Here is a 17,841-nt window from a genome sequence, read left to right on the forward strand (position 1 = left end):
TCGCTGTCTTTGCGGGCCTGTTGGCTTGCGATCGGATTGTTGAGTTCCACTCTCACTTCCGGATCAGGTCTAGTCGAAAGCCCGTGCGTGGTTTAATTTGGTCGAGTGTCAGCGGTTGCTCCAGGTGGCCAATTGTATTCCACCGGTGCGGCGATAGGAGAAAGTGCCCATGACTACTCAAGTGGTAGCGCTTTGTATCTTAATCCTGCTTCTCGCCGCCATCGGTGGGTTGCTTTGTTGTCGCCATATCGCCAAGACTCATGGAGGTTACGCTAACATTAAAGTCTTGATTATCGTCAACTATGTCTTGGTGCAGGCGGTATCTGGAATCGTGCACCTAACCGGCATTGGGACCGGATTTCGAGGTTATTACGACCTACTCACTGGCCCTCCCAACACGGCCCTTATTGTCACCGCGAGTTGCGCGCTGGGTATGGTGGCATTGTGCTTGGCATGCGTGCAGGGCGCGGCGCCAAGGACGCAGGCGGTTCCAAGAGCTCATCATCACCCTCCTGATATCCACAATCGATGGCTTAGCACAGGCGAGATCTGGATCATTTGCATCGCGATCGCATTAATCGCATTGCCCGCGTTGAATGCCATATCGATCCTGTCGAGCTACGTCGGCAGAACCGGCGCAACGCGAGTTATCTCGCTCGACGGCGGCATGGCTCGATATAGCTTCATCGCGAACTGGCTGGTTTGGGTCATTAGCCTAGGTGCGCTTTTGATAGCAGGCAGAAGGGCAGCGCTGCGGCCAATGATGACTTTAGCTGTCGTGGGAATAGCTGTTGTCCTGATTGCAGCCTCATTGAGTTGGACGGGTGGTCGATCCATCGTGGTGTTGATGGTACTACCGCTTGTCCTAACGCTGCTACCACGCCTTAAACGCGTACAATGGTTTGCCCTTCCCCTCGCAATAATCAGCTTGCTAGCCTACGTTGCGGTTATCTCTCAAGTCCGATCGGACAGCCTTGTGAGAGGGGCAGGCGTTAACCTCGCGAATTGGTTGGATTGGGAATGGGGCCGCTTTTCGTTAGGTGGCTTTGCGGTCGATTATGTGAACAAACACGGCCTGCTTTATGGTGAGACGTTCTGGCGTGGCATTACTTCTGCAGTAATGGGGCCGCTAAATCTCCTAGGATTTTCAGGAACCAATACAGCTCTGCGAAGCTCGATGGAGCTTTCGGGCCAGGAACTCGCTGGTAGTCGTGAATTGGTCTACGTGGTTCCGGGCCTCAGCGCCGAGCTATATCTCAATTTCGGCTTGCTTGGGGTAACAATTGGCTACTATGTTCTCGGGCGGGTTTGCGGACTTGTCGATACCCAGTTTACAAAAGCTCGCGGAACATTGGCACGCCTTGCGTTTTCCTTCATTGGCGCCGTGCTCGTTCTTCGCACGATTCCATCGGACTCTGGATCGCTATATATCTTCGTTTTTTACACTGGATTTCCTTTGCTTGCTTGCGCCTTCATCGCACGGCAGTTGCGTCAGAAACCTAAGGGAGCGCCGTACAATCCAGCCTCGGTTGCCCGTCAGTCGCTTGCGCGACGACGCGCGGTTTTGAAGCGACCCGAGATTGCCGGAGACCCTGTGGATTAATATATAATAGCAAGCCCCGTGAGGGTAGACTGCACCCGGCGGAGAATATCTGGCAATTCATGTGCCAGAACAGGTTGTCGATCAGGATCTTCAATCCTACGCCGACATCCTCGACTACTCATGCTTCGCCTTGGGCCGGTCGCGAAAGGGCCTCTGCGCCGGCCGAGTCTGTGGCTAGGTCGATTTCGAAATGCAGGAGTTCGGCCCACCGACGATCTGCCAGATCGTTGATCGCCGCGACCGCTCCATGCGCATCGTCAATCGACCTCTGCCGGTCGGCTAGCCGGGCAAGCAGATATGCCGCCCGATCCAGGGCTTCCTCAAGGCCTGTCGGCTCCGCATCGTCGGATATGATCACCTGCGACGATGGCGGAAAATATTCGAGCGCTCCCACCTTGGGAGAGCATAATAGAACACAACCCGCGCTCGCTGCCTCCAAAACCGTCAGCCCGAAGGATTCGAACAGGCTCGGCACCACGAACAGGTCTGTATTCGCGTAAAATGCGGCGCGATCCGCATGGCCGACGGGTCCGAGATAACCGACCTGAGTGCTCTCGATACCAGCCGAAACCTCCCTTACCCGCTCGAAGTAACGCTCTGCCCCCCCGCGTACACCGCCGCCGATGCTCAGTTGGATTGATCCGCGATTCGGTTGCCGCGGCGCCCAACGCGCGAAGGCGCGCATGAACGGTAACAGCCCCTTGCGCGGCGCAATCTCCGCGAGAAACCCAAGCCGGAACCCATCCGACCAAGATCTCTCAGCACCTTGTACCGCCGGCGCTTCAAAATAATCGGGAACGATTATACCCGCGGCCCCACCGAGGTTCATCCGGGTCATCGTCCCACGCTCGGCCTCCGATGAGTAGATCACTGCATCGGCCGCCCGCAGGAAATGGGCTTCAATTGCTGCAAAATAGGGAAATTTTTTCAGATTGCGCAGCCCCTCGAACTCGATCCGCGAAAGCCCCCCTCGAGGAAGATAGTAATAGGGTTTCGACTTGGAGCGCCTGCGAATGATCTCCCCCGTCCGCAACGGATTCTGCCACGGCCCGACCTGAAGAAGCGCGTCATAGCCCTCAACCGTATCGAGCGAGAAAGCGGACGATCCGGAAATATCCATTGGAAGGACGGAAAGATTCTCCACGGCGCGATGGACTCGACTCGAATCCACAACGTCAGAAGTGACGCCAAACCGCGCCAAACGGCGTGCCATCAATCGGACGGACTCTGGGCCGCCGCCCCAGCCCTGTCGAAAATTCTCCGCGACGAAAAGGACCTTCATGTTACCCACGTCCCTTACCTCAGTTGTAGGGCGCACCGGTTGAGCGGAGCCAGGCAACGGTTCGTTCAACACCTTCTTCAAAGGAGACTCGCGGGGTCCCTGTCAGGTCCAGCGTCGGCTCCAGCGGTACGCCGTAGCTTTGGGTCAGCCTGAGCACACGCCCGGAGTCAATCGGCGAAGGCAAGCCTACGCGCCGCGCAATATCCCCCCCCTTGCCCAGCGCCTTAAACAGGAGGACCGGGACGCGCCGGGGCGGTCGTCCGATCAGAGCCAACGAGAAAGCCTCGGCCCACTTACCGCTATCGAAAACATGGTCAGATACGTAGAATACGCGACGCCCGGTCCGCTCAGGCGATGTCATCAGAAGCTGAATAATCTGATCGGCGGTGTTATCGACATAGCCATAGGTCCGGTACACGGGCGCGCCGGTCGGGTGCATGTAAGCGCCCGAGTTAATGTATTTCCATATCGCCTCCCGTCCAAAAGGATGGTCGGGGCCCCAGATATTCGCCGGTCGAACCGTGAACCAATGGACCGGCGAGTCCCACTGGAGTAGCGCGGCTTCGGCATAGGCCTTGGCTTCGCCATAGATCGTGTACGGTCGAAAATCGAGCAGCGACCGCGGCTCATAGCCGGGCCCGATCACCAATTGCGTCGAAACATTCGCAACTCGCTCAATGCCCCCATAGGCATCGATCGCTTCCAATAAATTCTCGGTCCCTTTATGAATCGATGCGAAGTCGCTCCAGTTCTTCGAGGAAATGTCCGCCCTCGCGGCCAAGTGGATTACCGCATTGGCACCGAACTCGCGCATCGCTACAACCATGTCTGCAACGTCGGCCAAATCACCACGCCGCCACAGATCGATATGCTCAGGCCTCAATGGAGGCTTGGAGTCGAAATTTACCAATTCTATACCGCGATTGACAAGCTCGGCGACCACCGCCGACCCTATGAAGCCAGAACCACCGGTTACAAAAATTTTCCACACAGTCACACTCAATCCCCCGCCTGATCAGCGCTTTCGAACGAAAACATGAAGGTCCGTCGCCATCCCGGAAGGCGTCAGCCGAAAGAATAAATTGGCCAAGTGTATTAGCAGTTTAAAGCGTTGAACATAGGGAGGCTCGGGGTTGTGAGTGTAGCTAAAGTTATCCCACTCCGATGGATTAAAGTATTTTCTAACCCTGCCCAGTGTATTCATCTTATACGTTGTCGGAAAAATATCGCACTCCTCCCGGTCCGGTTGAAGCTTATTCAAAAAACTATTGTGCAACCGGTTGGGTATCAGGTTTGCCCCGAGGCCGGTCATGCCCCAGCGGTTGGGGGTACGCGCGCAAAACCAGCCTCCTGGTTTCAGCACGCGATACGCCTCCCCCACGAAATTCTCGGGCGTGTCTACGTGCTCGAGCACCCAATCCGCATAAATCAGGTCGAAGCTCCGGGCCTCGAACGGCAGCGGCGCGCGTGGATCGATCACGTGCTTCTCATCGAGAAACGGATTCTCCAGAACTGCGGGATCCACGTCGACGCCGACCAGCCGCTTCGTCTTGCCTTGCATTTTGGAAAGCTCATTCCGGAATGGGCTAACCTCATCATAGAGCTGTGCGCCGCGACCCGCCCCGAAATCGAGCACGGTCATGTCTGGACGCAACAGGGCGTTCACGCGAGTATAGAACGCAACGGTTCCATCGGTCCGCGTAAAGCCGCCAGCGCCAACCTCGGGATAGACACTGCTCACGTTGCGCGCCTGCTTGGTCGTCGCTGTCATATGACACTCCTCACACGGAAAATCAGATCGCGTACCGAAGGGAAGAATTCGGCCAAGTGAAGCCGCCAGCCCCGACTTCGGGGGTAGAAGCGCGCGACATTCTCAGCTTGTTTCGGCGTCATTACGATCCTTTCGCTTGCTTGGGTGAGCGGACGAACTGCCGAATCGAACTACTGGCCTCGAATCGATCGCCGATGTCGTGATGGGTCGCCGTATCGACCATGCCAAGCGTCCGACAACGCTCAAGCGCCGGTGTAGGAGCGATACCATTGCACCCACCGCGGTATGCCAACGCTAATCGGCGTGGTCGGCGCATAGCCGAGATCGTCATGAATCGCGGAGATGTCCGCATAAGTGGCTGGGACGTCCCCGGGTTGCATCGGTTGATAGTCGCGGATCGCCTTGCGTCCACAGGCTTGCTCGATGGCAGTGATAAAATCTTCCAGCTTCTCGGCTTTGTTGTTGCCGATATTGTAGAGCCGATGGGGCGCCTTGCTGCCACCGGCCTTCTCCTCCCCGTCGTCGGCCGGCGGATTGTCGAGCGCGGCCAACACGCCCGCGACGATGTCATCGATGAAGGTAAAGTCCCGCATCATCTTACCGTCGTTGAACACCTTGATAGGGCGCCCTTCCAGGATCGCTGAAGTGAACAGCCACGGCGCCATGTCGGGCCTCCCCCAGGGTCCGTAGACGGTGAAGAAGCGAAGACCGGTCTGGGGAATACGGTAGAGATGCGAGTAGGTCTCGCTCATCAGCTCATCAGCTCGCTTCGTGGCGGCGTATAGCGATACCGGATGATCAACTCGGTCCTCCACCTTGAACGGCAGAGAGGCGTTCTGGCCATAGACTGAGGAGGAGGAGGCATAAACGAGATGCTTAGCCTTCGACCCGCGCGCCAGTTCCAGCAGGTTTACATGACCAGTAAGGTTCGAACGCACATAGGCGCGCGGATTTTCGAGACTGTAGCGCACGCCCGCTTGCGCCCCGAGATGAACAATCCGGTCGATTTCCTCCCCGGAGATCGCGGCGTCGAGCGCCTCGTGGTCGGCGAAATCGAGCTGGTGGAAGACGAAGCGTTCTCCCGCTCCCTCCTCGGCGCGGATCGCCGCCAGCCGGTCATGCTTCAGACTCACTTGGTAATAGGAATCCAAGCTGTCTACGCCGACGACGCGCTCGCCTCGCGCGATAAGGCGACGGCAAACGTGCGAGGCGATGAAGCCCGCCGCACCGGTAACCAGAAGCGCCATCAGTCTGTCGACTCCCGTCCGTCCGCAGTCTTGTTGCGCATGCGAACATCGAAGACAAGCGCGGGGTGGCGCGGGACTCGCGTCATTTCGGAAATGGCCGAATCGTTTGTCACCGGTCGTCATCACGCACAAACAGGCAATCGGCCTGGGTTGGGCCGAACGCGGATGTCACCGACTGGTTGAACACCCCCCTCAGGCTGAAGCCTCGTCCCGCCAGGTGCGCGCGCACTTCCTCGAACAGGCACTGCCCCTCGTAAAGCACGACAAAACTCAATTCGACATAGATGAAGTCGAACGGGTCGAGGCTCTCGATGCCCTTCAGCACGTCCAGCTCCGTTCCCTGAACATCGATCTTGAGGAGCACGGGCGAAGGCAGGGCCGTAAGGTCGATCACGCTGCCCAGTGGCCTCACCTCGACCTTGATCTGCTCCTTGGCGCTGACCCCATATGCGTCTTGCTGGCCCTTGCCGGGTTTCAGCAGGGAGGAGCTATCCTCTCGATCGGCGACGAAGAAAGTGCTGGTGCCATTCTCGGCCCCGATCGCGAAACGATGCAGATGCACGAGGGGGTCGCCACGGAATACCGACGCGAAACGATCCGCGGCCACGGGCAAGGGCTCGAACGCGTGGATGACGGCCTCCGGCAGCAAGCCGCGAACGGCAGTGGAGAACTGCCCCTTGTTGGCCCCGACATCGATCAGCGTCGCAGGTGCGCAGAACGAGATCGCCTCGAGATGCTCCACGGTCGCCGCCACCCGATGCCTGAGCACCGTCGAGGCGAAGAACGGCCGTTTCATCAGCTGTGCCATTTTGAGGAGTTTTGGCGCGATCGTCATACAGTCTCCTGAAATACCCGGTTTCCAGTCCCGGGAGCAGAGGGCCGAAGAGCCCCGTCTCCTTCCCGCGCCGCCACTATGATCACCGTCGCCCCGAGGCAATCAGCGCCGCTGCCTGGCGCTCGAAGCCGTCGATGATCGAGGTGGAATTCCAGACCCGCTCGGCACGATCGCGTGCCGCAAGCGAGGTCTCGCGATGAAAGGCTGGGTCGTCGATCAGCCGCTCGATCCCCGCGGCAAAGGCAGCGGCATCTTCAGGCGGGGTGATGACGCCGCAGCCCTCGGTTTCGCGGGCCAGCCCCGTGCCCGGCGCAGCGGTCACTACGATCGGCCGCCCGGAGGCGAGCATGTTGGTGAGCTTGGACGGCAGCACCAGATCCGCGGCATCCGCTTTTTGAGGCAGCATATGGATCGTCGCCAGGCCCATCAGATCCGCCAGCCGCTCGGTGGGCTGAAGGTCGTGAAACTCGATATTGCCGAGCCCGCTGGCCTCCTTCTCGATGTTAATGCGATTGGGCCCCTCCCCGCACACGACGAATCGCAGATCGGCCCGATGGCGCAACCGCCGCGCCGCTTCCACGACGATGCCGATCCCTTGCTTGTTCGCGATATTGCCCGAATAAAGCGCCACGTGCGGGGTAGCGATGTTCCATTCCGTCCGATAGGAAGAAACCGCCTCGAGCGGGCGGATCGCCTCGATATCCGCCCAGTTGCGAAATTCCGTCACCCGATCGTCGCCTAGCCCTAACGCCCTCAGTTTGCTGCACATTTCGGGACTGATGCTGCTGACCCGATCGAACAAACCGATGGTCCCGTGTTCGCCTTTCCGCGCCCAGCGCGCGACGGCAGTCGAGGAATCCAGCAACCCTGTCGCGAACGCCGCCTCGACTTCGAAATCCTGCACATGGAGCCAGCTGCGCGCGCCAACGAGTTTCGCGGCCAGCCAGGCGACCGGTGCTCCGACGAGCGAAGGGGCCATCGTCATCACCAGATCGGGACGAAACGCCCGCGCAGCCGCCATCGTCGGCAGGAACGACGAGAGCGCGAAGCTGGCATGATGGAGCAGGCGCTTCGCCCCGCTCGGCACACCGGGGACATAGATGGGACAGCGCGTTACATCCACGCCTCGTTCGGACGATCGCTTCCAGCCGCCGCCAAACCCGGGATGCACCTTCCACTGCGGATAATAGGGCTGGGCCGCCACCACCCGGACCTCATGCCCTCTCTTCACCAGCCCCTCGCACAGGCCGGCCGTATAGACGGAGATTCCGATCTCCTCCGGCGCGTAGTTCAACCCGAGAACGAGAATTTTCATGTCAGGCGAAGTTCTTCAGGAACCACGCGTAGGTGCTCCGGATACCCTCGGGTAGCCCGATCTTCGGCTCCCAGCCCATTGACCGGATCTTGTCGGCCGACATCAGCTTGCGCGGCGTTCCATCCGGCTTGCTCGTGTCCCGGGAGATCTCGCCGGCAAAGCCGACAACCTCACAAACGAGCTTCGTGAGGTCCAGGATGCTCAGATCCTCCCCCGAACCGATATTGACATGCTCCGGATCGGAATAGGTTTTGATGAGATGGACGCATGCGTCCGCGCAGTCGTCGACGTGGAGGAATTCCCGTCGCGGCGTGCCGGTGCCCCAAATCTCGATTCCCGCAGCCTCGGAAATTTTTGCCTCATGTGCCTTGCGGATCAGCGCGGGAAGCACATGACTGGATTCCAGGTCGAAATTGTCGCCGGAACCATACAGGTTGGTCGGCATCGCTGAAATGAAGTCCCGCCCGTGCTGCCGTCGATAGGCCTGGGCAAGCTTGATGCCGGCAATCTTGGCAATCGCATACCACTCGTTGGTCGGCTCGAGTGGGCCGGTCAGGAGCGCGTCCTCCCGGATCGGCTGCGGCGCGAATTTCGGATAGATGCAACTCGACCCGAGAAACAGGAGCTTTTCGACCTCGCTCCTGTGGGCGGCCTCAATGACATTGGCCTCGATCATCATGTTCTGATAGAGAAAATCCGCTGGAAACCGGTCATTGGCGAGAATGCCGCCAACCTTTGCCGCGGCAAGGAAAACCGCATCGGGCCGCTCGCGCTCGAACCAGGCGCGAACCGCCGCCTGGTCGAGCAGGTCGAGGTCGACGCGCGACGCGGTCAGGATCTCGCATTGCTCACCGGCCAGCCGCCGCACGATCGCGGAACCGACCATGCCGCGGTGGCCGGCGACATAGACCCTCCGCCCCGCCAATGAGAATGTCATCAGGCGCCTTTCTCGATCGGAGCATTTCGCATGACGATCATATCGTCACGAACCATTTCGCTGACCAAGTCGCGCACCGACGTCTCATGGTGCCAGCCGAGTTTCGTCCGGGCTTTTGTAGGATCTCCGATCAGTAGGTCGACCTCGGTCGGCCGGAAATAACGTGGATCGATCTCGACCAGGCAGGCGCCGCTGTCCTTGCAATAACCCTTCTCATCGACGCCCTCGCCCTTCCATTCGAGGGATATCCCGACATCCTGAAATGCCCAGTCGACGAAGGTCCGAACCGTCGTCGTTTCGCCTGTCGCGAGGACATAGTCATCGGGCTCGTCCTGTTGCAGCATCATCCACATGCCGCGCACATATTCCCGGGCGTGACCCCAGTCGCGCTTGGCATCGATATTCCCGAGCCAGAGTTTTTGCTGGCGCCCAAGCTTGATCGCTGCGGCCGCACGAGTGATCTTGCGCGTCACGAAGGTCTCGCCGCGTAGCGGGCTTTCGTGGTTGAACAGGATGCCGTTGGACGCGTGCATCCCATAGGCCTCGCGGTAGTTCACCACGATCCAGTAGGAATAGAGCTTCGCAGCCGCATAGGGAGACCGCGGGTAGAAAGGCGTAGTTTCCTTCTGCGGGACCTCCTGGACGAGACCGTACAACTCGGACGTCGAGGCTTGATAGAAGCGGCAGCGCCTCTCCATGCCCAGGATACGCATCGCTTCCAATAGTCGGAGCGTACCGATACCATCCGCATTGGCGGTATATTCCGGCGTTTCGAAACTGACTTGGACATGGCTTTGCGCCGCCAGATTGTAGATTTCCGTCGGCTGAACCTGCTGGACCACCCGGATAAGATTGGTTGCGTCGGTCAGGTCCCCATAATGGAGATGGAAGCGCGCGTCCCGCGTGTGCGGATCCTGGTAGATATGCTCGATCCGCCCAGTGTTGAACGACGACGACCGTCGCTTCAAGCCGTGCACCTCATACCCCTTCTCAAGGAGCAACTCCGCGAGATAGGCACCGTCCTGCCCGGTGATACCCGTAACCAACGCTACCTTCCTGTCGCCAGAAGCCATTCCGAATCCCCGCTATGTCGCGCGCCGATCCTAATCAATTGCTGCGAGTGCGAAAGAGAAAAAACTCGACATGTCGAACCCATCATTGCGAACGGGTATTGAAATCGATTGGGGCACGCCGCCGCTCCCACGCTGCAACATATCTGCCACATGTGCCGGACTGGACCTAAAACGCGGAAGTTATTGTAAGGTATTGGCACGGTTTAGCGTCGGGGCGAGGCAAAAATGCGTTGGACTCCTTCCAAGATACGCCGTGAGGCTGGCCTCGGAGTATCTGACGAGACTACACCCATGCGTGGATACTCCGAATCGCTGCCGCAGCGCAGCGAAAAGCGTTGCATGGTTGGGGTGTACGTTTAAGGTCACGGTGGGTCAGGTTTGAACCTTTTTAAACGGGGCGGTTCATGGACCTTGAGGTAGGGCAGTTAGGTCTCAGTGGGGCCATTGCCGATGTAGATCGGCACAGAGTATCCTTGGGTCGGGGGATGCTGCGCGCCCGTTTTATTTGCCTACTGATGGCGCTTGACGCGATCAGCATTTTTGCAGGGTTCCTTGGAGCCAACCTCCTCCTCGGACGCGGGTCAGACGAGTCCCAGTGGCCGCTGTATCTTGCTGCGACGATGCCAATATATCTGATGGTGGCAATTAACTCCAACGCGTATAGCCTCCCCAAGCTACAATCACGATTTACTGCTGCTAAGAATGGTGTGCGAGCAATCTTGATTGCTGCAGCAGCCATCGTACTCGTTGCGTTCTGCCTTAAAGTCAGCACTAACTTTTCTCGGCTAATGATGTTTATAGGGATATCCGGTAGCGTAGCATTTATTATCGCAGCGCGATTTTTTTTGGTCGGATACGCGGAGAAGATTCTAGGCGGTAAGCCTCATATTACGATCTTGCTTGAGGATGGCTTGAGTTCAATCTCACCCGGCGAACATCTGCTTCTGAACGCCGCCGCATATGATATCGACCCGGATTCTCATGATCCGCATATGTACGACAGACTTGCGAAGGCCCTTCGGCCCGCCGACCGCGTCATTGTGAATTGCTTGCCCGAGCGGCGCGAGAGCTGGGCACGTGCCCTGAAGGGTGCCAATATCCGGAGCGAGATCATCGTTCCCGAACTCAACGCCCTGATCCCGCTGGGGCAGAGCTGGCACGAAGGCGCGCCGACGGTTGTGGTCGCAAACGGCCCCCTCCGGCTGGTCGACAGGATCATCAAGCGGGCCTTTGACGTTGCGATTGCAAGCGGCGCGCTGATAACTCTGCTGCCCGCTCTCGTCGCGACGGCCCTGCTGATCAAGCTCGACAGCCCAGGACCAATCTTTTTCGTTCAAACCCGTATCGGCCGAGGAAACGAGCAGTTCCGCCTGCTCAAATTCCGAAGCATGCGACAGGAAAGGACTGATAGTCACGGCCTCACCTCGGCGTCACGCGATGACGATCGCGTGACCCGCTTCGGACGCCTTTTGCGCATGACGAGCGTAGATGAATTACCTCAATTGCTCAACGTCCTGAAGGGCGACATGAGCATCGTCGGCCCCCGCCCGCACGCGCTTGGTTCACGCGCGGCAAATAAGCTCTTCTGGGAAATCGACGAACGATATTGGCATCGTCACGCCGCCAAGCCCGGCCTGACCGGTCTGGCTCAGATCAGGGGCTACAGAGGGGCCACCCATTCGGAAAGCGATCTGGTCAACCGCCTTCAGGCCGACCTGGAATATCTCGATCACTGGTCGCTATTGAAGGATATATGGATCCTGTGCCGAACGGTTCGGGTGCTGTTACATCCAAACGCCTACTAAACCCGACTCCGGACCGGCCTATGCCAGGGCCCAAAGCAGAATGAGCGTCCAGAAACCGACGCTGGCGATACCGCCGATCAGCAACCCGCGCGTCATAGAAGGATTTGCGGCATCAAGCCGCCACTGTTTCGGAAAGGCTCGTACCAAGCGCCCCATTCTACTCTCCTTGCGACCAGGGCTCCGGCTACCTTGCTGGCAGCTCTCTGAGCCTTAGGAGCGAGTAGATATGGCATAGATTACAATATTGTCACATCCCATTGTTCCAACTCGGTTCTAGTTATAAAAAAGTATCAATACGGATACTTACAGCGTGTTGCTGTCAAGAAAGGCCGCGAACGGCTGTCGTGCCGATTCCAAAAAAATAAAGGCCGGCGTCTCGTTGAATTCGAGTCAACCAGGCGAATTGGCGTTTAGGCTCGTCGTCGAGTGCCGAGCGCTGTGCTATCTTGTCCATGCGACGCCCGCAATCGCGACACAGGCATCTCCATCGTGCCGAGCGTAGTGGCGATCCCGACGGCACAGGCCGTTCAGGCAGCAGGTTGTCTGGGCAGGCTTATCCCGCTTCTCAATGAGCGCCTGACCCTGCTCGTAGTCTGCCGCTCGCCCAGACGCCCAGCACTGGTACAAGTCGATCGCCCTCCTCCCCACTTCCCTGATCAAACAGCCCTTCGGGAGATGCCACCGTCGCAAACAACCAGTGTCGGCCAGTCGACGCGATCCTTTCAAGGGGTCGGGCAGCCCTCCATCGCTCCTCAAATGCGGGCGATCACAAGTGGCCGGAGGCGTACTGCTAGACAAATGATAGCCGGCCAAAACAGTGTGTTCGCCACGTCGCTGAGGGTATCAGGCCATCGCCATTGCCCGAAATAGAGGCGGTCCATGACCTCATTGCCAAGTTCGGCGATGACCACTGCATACAAAGGCACCAGGGTCCCGAGCGATCTGCGAGAGAATAACCTGCCAATCACCAATATGCCCATTCCGGCGTGGATATGTAGCACCGTGTCTGGCAGGCGAGTAACCGCCATCAGCCACTCGATGAACGCATGATACGAAGCCGGGATATCCATCAATGATCCTGCCGCCAAGTGGTAGCCCCATTTAGGCGTGACGCTCTTCGCCATGATCGTCTTCCGTTGGAATTAACGATCTCCAGACCGATATCCCGCGCAGTGATGGGAGTAAGCATGCGATGTTAGTGGACCCGCATGCCGCATTGCAACACGGATCATTGCGCATTCGTGCCATCGGCTTACAATCTGTTTCGATGATCCGCGTTGCACTGCAATATCGAGAGACACGATGATCAAGCCGCTGCGTAAGGCCGTGTTCCCCGTGGGTGGTCTCGGCACGCGTTTCCTGCCGGCGACCAAGGCGCTGCCGAAGGAAATGCTGCCGGTCGTCGATCGTCCGCTGATCCAGTACGCGGTCGACGAGGCGCTCGAGGCGGGGATCGAGCAGATGATCTTCGTCACCGGTCGCGGCAAGTCGGCGATCGAGGACCATTTCGACATTGCCTATGAGCTCGAGACGACCATGACGCATCGCGGCAAGTCGCTCGATCTGCTGCACCAGACGCGCCTGAAGCCCGGCGCCGTCGCCTATGTCCGCCAGCAGGAGCCGATGGGCCTTGGCCATGCCGTGTGGTGCGCGCGCGACATCGTCGGCGACGAGCCGTTCGCCGTGCTGCTCGCGGACGACTTCATGGTCGGCAAGCCCGGTTGCCTCAAGCAGATGGTCGATGCCTATATGGAGGTCGGCGGCAACATGATCTGTGCCCAGGAAGTGCCGGAGGACCAGACCCATATGTACGGCGTGATCACGCCCGGCGCCCGCGACGGCGCGCTCACCCAGGTCAAGGGCCTGGTCGAGAAGCCCAAGCCGGGTACCGCCCCCTCGAACCTGTCGGTGATCGGCCGCTACATCCTCCAGCCCGAGGTGATGCGCGTGCTCGAAACCCAGGAAAAGGGTGCGGGCGGGGAGATCCAGCTGACCGACGCCATGGCGCGCATGATCGGCGATCAACCGTTCCACGGCCTGACCTTCGACGGCCGTCGCTATGATTGCGGCGACAAGGCGGGGTATGTGCAGGCCAATCTGGCCATCGCGCTGAGCCGCGAGGATATCGGCCCCTCGGTGCGTGCCTTCGCGGTCGATCTGCTGCGCTGAAGCTGGCTGTAATAGTCGGACCGTGTCTCGTAGCCATGGAAGTGCTTGCGCGCGATGGGCTTCCCGATGGACCAGCCGCTTATTCCCTCCTGCTGCCAGGGACCTGATTCAATACAACAATTGACACTATAAGCGTCATAACAATGATCTGTTAACCTTCTCGCACCTATAGAAACGGGGCGGCCATCGCATGCCAGCGGGGGCACGGGCGGTGGCCGCAAACTTTTCAAGGGGCAGTGGATGAGCGACGTTCAGGCACGCAGGGCAGCACATGTTGCCAAGCTGATCGCGGCTTTCGAAGCCATAGACGCCGGAAACGCTCACCTAGGCAGTCCGAGCCTACAGAACCTCCCCGGGTGTGAACGAACTCCGCCGCCGGCACGCGACGAGGAAAGCCGCGCTGCTTTGTAACCCGGGCCCGACGGCTAGGTACACCCAGGGTCCGAATTCCGCCTTCATCGTACAGAATGCTTCCCGACCCTTGATCGATTGGATGCCCTGTTCGCACAGGAGGAAAGCGAGGCATGCTCCTCCTCCGCTTTCGAGCGTTCCACCGCAGAGAGCAACAATTAGTCACGGCACACAGTTCGATGAGGAGTGGGGTTTCGTAAGCCAACCTCGTCAGCGCCAGAGCGGCGGCTCGCGGCGCCCCAGAGAGAATGGGGAAGCTCATCCGCAAAATTGCGGGGATCCCCCATAGTCTCGAAGAGCCACTGTATCACGACGTCCTGTCCTGAGCGCTTGGGAATCCCGCAATCAACGATTGCTACCAGCGCGGGTATACCTCGCAGGATAAGAACGGGCCGACAATCCTGACGCTCGAGGTATATCAGATTGTGGCCATCACCAATCGCCAGCTCTGCCTGTTCCTGGTACCCGGAATCGATACGGGGGAGCGATGATACGTGCCCTCCGTCCTTCTTTATCGCCTTCTTTGGAATGAACCTCCGCCGCGCAAGACTGCCGAAGATAAACGTCACAGATATTCAATCATACACGTGCGCCCACCTCTTTTTTTGTTACCTATATGTAAGCGAGCCGCGTGTCTTGACCCAAAGCAATCCCACTTCGTTTGTCATTGCGCGACTCATTCGCCCGGGCGGTGACCGCTTGATCCGCGGGGGCAGCGCCGAATGCCGCGCTTCCGCGCACAACCTCCCGGGCTCGTCGATGACTGCTTACCGCGGACCGTGTTGCATCATGCCGAAGTGGGGATTCGCATGGCGCTGCGGACGCGCACCAGACATCTTACTAAGGTGTCCGGCAAATCTGCGCGACATTCGCGGCAGCTTCGAGATTGCCGTTCTCAAGCGCCAACCGCCGCGCCTCGGGACATTTGCCCGCGAGTATCAACTCAGCCGCCTTGCGGGAAATGAACTCCTTTTCACGATCCCGGATACCAGTCTGAGGCGTTGGTCCGGCAGTCTGAAGGCCCGGCACGCGCAATGGCTCGGCCGACCGGCCGCTAGGATCGACAAATTCGATGAGCCGAACCCCCCGGTCCGCCAACCGGAATGCAATCTTCGACAGGCATTTCAAATCCGTGTCGGCCCGCGCGATGACGCGAACCGGCTTGCCGCTGGCCCACACTTTGGCCCGGTCATTGAATTCGCGATCGGACATTTCACGGTCCGCGAAGCGTACTCGGCAATCCTGACGGACGGCGGTGACGACAATGTCTTCCGGCACCTGCTCGGCTGTCGATTCCTGGAAAGCCGGCATAAGGCCAAGCAGCGCAAGGATGATGAGCACTGTGAACTATCCTCTCTAGTGGCGGAACTGCGGCAGTCGAGCAATCGGTTGTGCGAGGCGTGGTCGAGATTGGGGCTTCGATCAAGGTCCACGAAAAGCGCTCGCGTCCAAGCCACTCAATGATCTGCTCAAGCAAATTCGTGACGTGTTACGAACACCACAGCTCCAATCCCTCAGGTGCAAGGCAGATGCACCGCATCGGCGGCGGGGACACCCGGCCGGCCGGATTGTGGGACGGTCAGCTTGACGATCGACACGACCGTCAGCGTGACCCGGGCGCGAGGAAGCCCAATGCACGGGCAACCCCAGCGCTATGGGCGCAGCGTCGCACACTACCGGGCAGGCCGCGACTCCTTAAGGCGGACTCCTTTCCGCAGCGGTGCCTAGTTGTGAGCTTTCGATAGGTTGTTCATCCGGTTCTGTCCGAGCAGACTGAGGTTGCGAAGCTTCAGCTGTCAGGAGGAACCGGATGAACGTGCACAAGAATGCCCGAACCACGCCTCACAGTCGAGCCGAGTTGGTGCGGCGCGTGCTCGTCGAGCGGCAGTCGCCCATGTCGGTCGCATATCATTGCACGCTTCTAGTTCTCGGCCTTTACAGCCCCTTATGCTGCGCGCGGCATAAAGGGCTTTGTGCGGACCGGCAGACTATGCCGAGTGGGCTCGGCTTTGCGAGCAGCGCCAACGTCTTAGCGACGATCGGCGCGACATAGTTTCCCCGGCTGCCCGGCTGCCCGTGGAAGTCGATTGTGTCATGCCTGTCCACCTTGGGCTTGCTACTTGCCTCGGAGACCGCGAGAATCCGGCAATGCGCAAAGACCTCGATCACCTTCCGCCGATCCAGCAAAATGAGCTGGCGCGCGTGCGGCAGACGTTGCTGGACGAATTTGCCACCGCGATCGCCGGCGCGACGCAGCCGTGGAAAAAGAACGGCAAGATCCAGAAGATCATCCTGTTCGGCAGTTACGGCCGCAGCGACTGGGTCGATGAGGCGGCGAACGGATACCAGTCCGACTTCGATATCCTGGTCATCGTGAGCCACAAGAATCTCACCGACATCGCCGAATACTGGTATGTTGCGGAGGACAAGATCCAGCGCGACCCTGCGATCGGTCGGCCGGTGAACATCATCGTACACACACTCGACGAAGTGAACGACGGTCTCACGCGCGGCGAATATTTTTGGGTCGACATCGCCCGCGACGGCGTCGCTCTTTACGAGCTGCCCGGCGTTGCGCTGGCGACGCCCAAACCGCTGACGGCGGCAGACGCCTACGAGATGGCTAGCGCATACCTGGCTGACTGGCTCGGCAAGGTCGACGCGGCGCTTGAAGGGGCGGCGTTCTACGTCAGCAAGGGGCACAATAAGGACGCCGCCTTTACGCTGCATCAAGCCGCGGAACGGGCTTACACCTGCTTCCTGCTCGTACGCACACACTACGTGCCCCGCTCGCATAATCTGAAGTTCTTGCGGTCCCTGGCCGAGGACAAGGAGCCACGCTTGGTTGACAGCTGGCCGCGTGCGACCAAGCTTGACCGGCGGCGCTTTGAGCTTGCGAAGCGCGCCTACGTCGAGGCTCGTTACTCGACGAGCTACGAGATCGGCGCGGACGATCTCCTGGCCATCACGGATGCGGTGCGCGACCTTCGCGACCAGGTGGAGGCGGTGTCGCGCGACTGGCTCGATGTGCTGCGCGAGAAGGCCGGCATCGCGTCATAATCCATCGAGGAAGGCGAGCAGCCGGTCTCCTGGCTTGTAGCGCCCGCCCTTCTGTCCGTTGAACGACTTGACCCTGGCCAGCGCCGCCTCCTTCAGCGCGAGGTGGGCATGCAGATAGACCTGGGTCGTCTTGATGGACTCATGCCGGAGCCACAGCGCGATCACCGAAAGATCGACACCCGCCTGAAGCAATTCCATCGCCGCGCTGTGCGGAAGGACGTGCGGTGCGACATTGGTGCGGCTCCTGTCTGGGAGCGAGGACCATCTCCGCTCGACAGGCGCCTGACGTGTCTGGCGCCGGGCCGCCGTCATCCACGCCGCTGGCTGGCACGA

Annotated in this window: 15 protein-coding genes; 4 read left to right on the plus strand and 11 right to left on the minus strand. The window is 59.4% G+C overall.

Annotated features, from left to right (window positions below; all coding sequences use genetic code 11):
* Window positions 1-169: 169 nt before the first annotated feature.
* Window positions 170-1,603: a hypothetical protein gene (locus WC729_RS26240; RefSeq protein WP_372857459.1), complete on the plus strand. Its 1,434-nt coding sequence runs from the start codon at window positions 170-172 to the stop codon at window positions 1,601-1,603.
* Window positions 1,604-1,721: 118 nt separating this feature from the next.
* On the opposite strand, the gene WC729_RS26245 is transcribed toward WC729_RS26240, so the two are convergent.
* From WC729_RS26245 to gmd, 8 genes are all read right to left on the minus strand, one after another.
* A complete protein-coding gene (locus WC729_RS26245; protein WP_372857461.1) occupies window positions 1,722-2,885 on the minus strand; it encodes a glycosyltransferase family 4 protein in 1,164 nt (387 codons plus the stop codon).
* 19 nt (window positions 2,886-2,904) lie between these two features.
* Window positions 2,905-3,882 carry an NAD-dependent epimerase/dehydratase family protein gene (locus WC729_RS26250; RefSeq protein WP_372857463.1) on the minus strand — a complete coding sequence of 326 codons (978 nt, stop codon included), beginning with the start codon at window positions 3,880-3,882 and terminating at the stop codon, window positions 2,905-2,907.
* Between the two features lie 18 nt (window positions 3,883-3,900).
* Window positions 3,901-4,656: a class I SAM-dependent methyltransferase gene (locus WC729_RS26255; RefSeq protein ID WP_372857465.1), complete on the minus strand. Its 756-nt coding sequence runs from the start codon at window positions 4,654-4,656 to the stop codon at window positions 3,901-3,903.
* Between the two features lie 242 nt (window positions 4,657-4,898).
* Window positions 4,899-5,903 (minus strand): NAD-dependent epimerase/dehydratase family protein, encoded by a 1,005-nt coding sequence (locus tag WC729_RS26260; RefSeq protein WP_372857467.1) that lies wholly within the window; start codon window positions 5,901-5,903, stop codon window positions 4,899-4,901.
* Window positions 5,904-6,012: 109 nt separating this feature from the next.
* Window positions 6,013-6,738, minus strand: a complete 726-nt coding sequence (locus tag WC729_RS26265; protein WP_372857469.1) for an FkbM family methyltransferase — start codon at window positions 6,736-6,738, stop codon at window positions 6,013-6,015.
* Window positions 6,739-6,820: 82 nt separating this feature from the next.
* Window positions 6,821-8,053 (minus strand): WcaI family glycosyltransferase, encoded by a 1,233-nt coding sequence (locus WC729_RS26270; protein ID WP_372857472.1) that lies wholly within the window; start codon window positions 8,051-8,053, stop codon window positions 6,821-6,823.
* A gap of 1 nt (window position 8,054) precedes the next feature.
* Window positions 8,055-8,990, minus strand: coding sequence for a GDP-L-fucose synthase family protein (locus WC729_RS26275; RefSeq protein WP_372857474.1), 936 nt, complete (start codon window positions 8,988-8,990; stop codon window positions 8,055-8,057).
* Entirely contained in the window at window positions 8,990-10,063 is a 1,074-nt protein-coding gene (gene gmd / locus WC729_RS26280) for a GDP-mannose 4,6-dehydratase (protein WP_372857476.1), read from the minus strand. Before gmd ends, WC729_RS26275 begins: the two co-directional genes overlap by 1 nt.
* Before the next feature lie 485 nt (window positions 10,064-10,548).
* On the opposite strand from gmd, the gene WC729_RS26285 reads away from it, so the two are divergent.
* Entirely contained in the window at window positions 10,549-11,868 is a 1,320-nt protein-coding gene (locus WC729_RS26285) for an exopolysaccharide biosynthesis polyprenyl glycosylphosphotransferase (RefSeq protein ID WP_372857478.1), read from the plus strand.
* A 752-nt stretch (window positions 11,869-12,620) separates the two neighbouring features.
* Here WC729_RS26285 and WC729_RS26290 read toward each other — a convergent pair.
* Window positions 12,621-12,992 carry a hypothetical protein gene (locus WC729_RS26290; protein WP_372857480.1) on the minus strand — a complete coding sequence of 124 codons (372 nt, stop codon included), beginning with the start codon at window positions 12,990-12,992 and terminating at the stop codon, window positions 12,621-12,623.
* A 178-nt stretch (window positions 12,993-13,170) separates the two neighbouring features.
* On the opposite strand from WC729_RS26290, the gene galU reads away from it, so the two are divergent.
* Window positions 13,171-14,037, plus strand: coding sequence for a UTP--glucose-1-phosphate uridylyltransferase GalU (gene galU, locus WC729_RS26295; RefSeq protein WP_372857482.1), 867 nt, complete (start codon window positions 13,171-13,173; stop codon window positions 14,035-14,037).
* A 1,251-nt stretch (window positions 14,038-15,288) separates the two neighbouring features.
* Here galU and WC729_RS26300 read toward each other — a convergent pair.
* Window positions 15,289-15,789 (minus strand): hypothetical protein, encoded by a 501-nt coding sequence (locus WC729_RS26300; RefSeq protein ID WP_372857484.1) that lies wholly within the window; start codon window positions 15,787-15,789, stop codon window positions 15,289-15,291.
* Between the two features lie 807 nt (window positions 15,790-16,596).
* Between WC729_RS26300 and WC729_RS26305 the strand changes: the two genes are divergently transcribed.
* Window positions 16,597-17,508 carry a HEPN domain-containing protein gene (locus WC729_RS26305; RefSeq protein WP_372857486.1) on the plus strand — a complete coding sequence of 304 codons (912 nt, stop codon included), beginning with the start codon at window positions 16,597-16,599 and terminating at the stop codon, window positions 17,506-17,508.
* Here WC729_RS26305 and WC729_RS26310 read toward each other — a convergent pair.
* Window positions 17,503-17,820, minus strand: coding sequence for a tyrosine-type recombinase/integrase (locus tag WC729_RS26310; protein WP_372857835.1), 318 nt, complete (start codon window positions 17,818-17,820; stop codon window positions 17,503-17,505). The two genes, WC729_RS26305 and WC729_RS26310, sit on opposite strands and share 6 nt — an antisense overlap.
* Window positions 17,821-17,841 lie beyond the last annotated feature (21 nt).

The sequence above is a fragment of the Sphingomonas sp. genome (genome assembly GCF_041661825.1).
GTDB lineage: Bacteria > Pseudomonadota > Alphaproteobacteria > Sphingomonadales > Sphingomonadaceae > Sphingomonas.

Coding starts and splice junctions, on each gene's coding strand:
- WC729_RS26275 (WP_372857474.1), bottom strand. CDS start 8,990: ATGACATTCTCATTGGCGGGGCGGAGGGTCTATGTCGCCGGCCACCGC.
- WC729_RS26270 (WP_372857472.1), bottom strand. CDS start 8,053: ATGAAAATTCTCGTTCTCGGGTTGAACTACGCGCCGGAGGAGATCGGA.
- WC729_RS26245 (WP_372857461.1), bottom strand. CDS start 2,885: ATGAAGGTCCTTTTCGTCGCGGAGAATTTTCGACAGGGCTGGGGCGGC.
- WC729_RS26265 (WP_372857469.1), bottom strand. CDS start 6,738: ATGACGATCGCGCCAAAACTCCTCAAAATGGCACAGCTGATGAAACGG.
- gmd (WP_372857476.1), bottom strand. CDS start 10,063: ATGGCTTCTGGCGACAGGAAGGTAGCGTTGGTTACGGGTATCACCGGG.
- galU (WP_372857482.1), top strand. CDS start 13,171: ATGATCAAGCCGCTGCGTAAGGCCGTGTTCCCCGTGGGTGGTCTCGGC.
- WC729_RS26290 (WP_372857480.1), bottom strand. CDS start 12,992: ATGGCGAAGAGCGTCACGCCTAAATGGGGCTACCACTTGGCGGCAGGA.
- WC729_RS26305 (WP_372857486.1), top strand. CDS start 16,597: ATGCGCAAAGACCTCGATCACCTTCCGCCGATCCAGCAAAATGAGCTG.
- WC729_RS26240 (WP_372857459.1), top strand. CDS start 170: ATGACTACTCAAGTGGTAGCGCTTTGTATCTTAATCCTGCTTCTCGCC.
- WC729_RS26285 (WP_372857478.1), top strand. CDS start 10,549: ATGCTGCGCGCCCGTTTTATTTGCCTACTGATGGCGCTTGACGCGATC.
- WC729_RS26255 (WP_372857465.1), bottom strand. CDS start 4,656: ATGACAGCGACGACCAAGCAGGCGCGCAACGTGAGCAGTGTCTATCCC.
- WC729_RS26260 (WP_372857467.1), bottom strand. CDS start 5,903: ATGGCGCTTCTGGTTACCGGTGCGGCGGGCTTCATCGCCTCGCACGTT.
- WC729_RS26310 (WP_372857835.1), bottom strand. CDS start 17,820: ATGACGGCGGCCCGGCGCCAGACACGTCAGGCGCCTGTCGAGCGGAGA.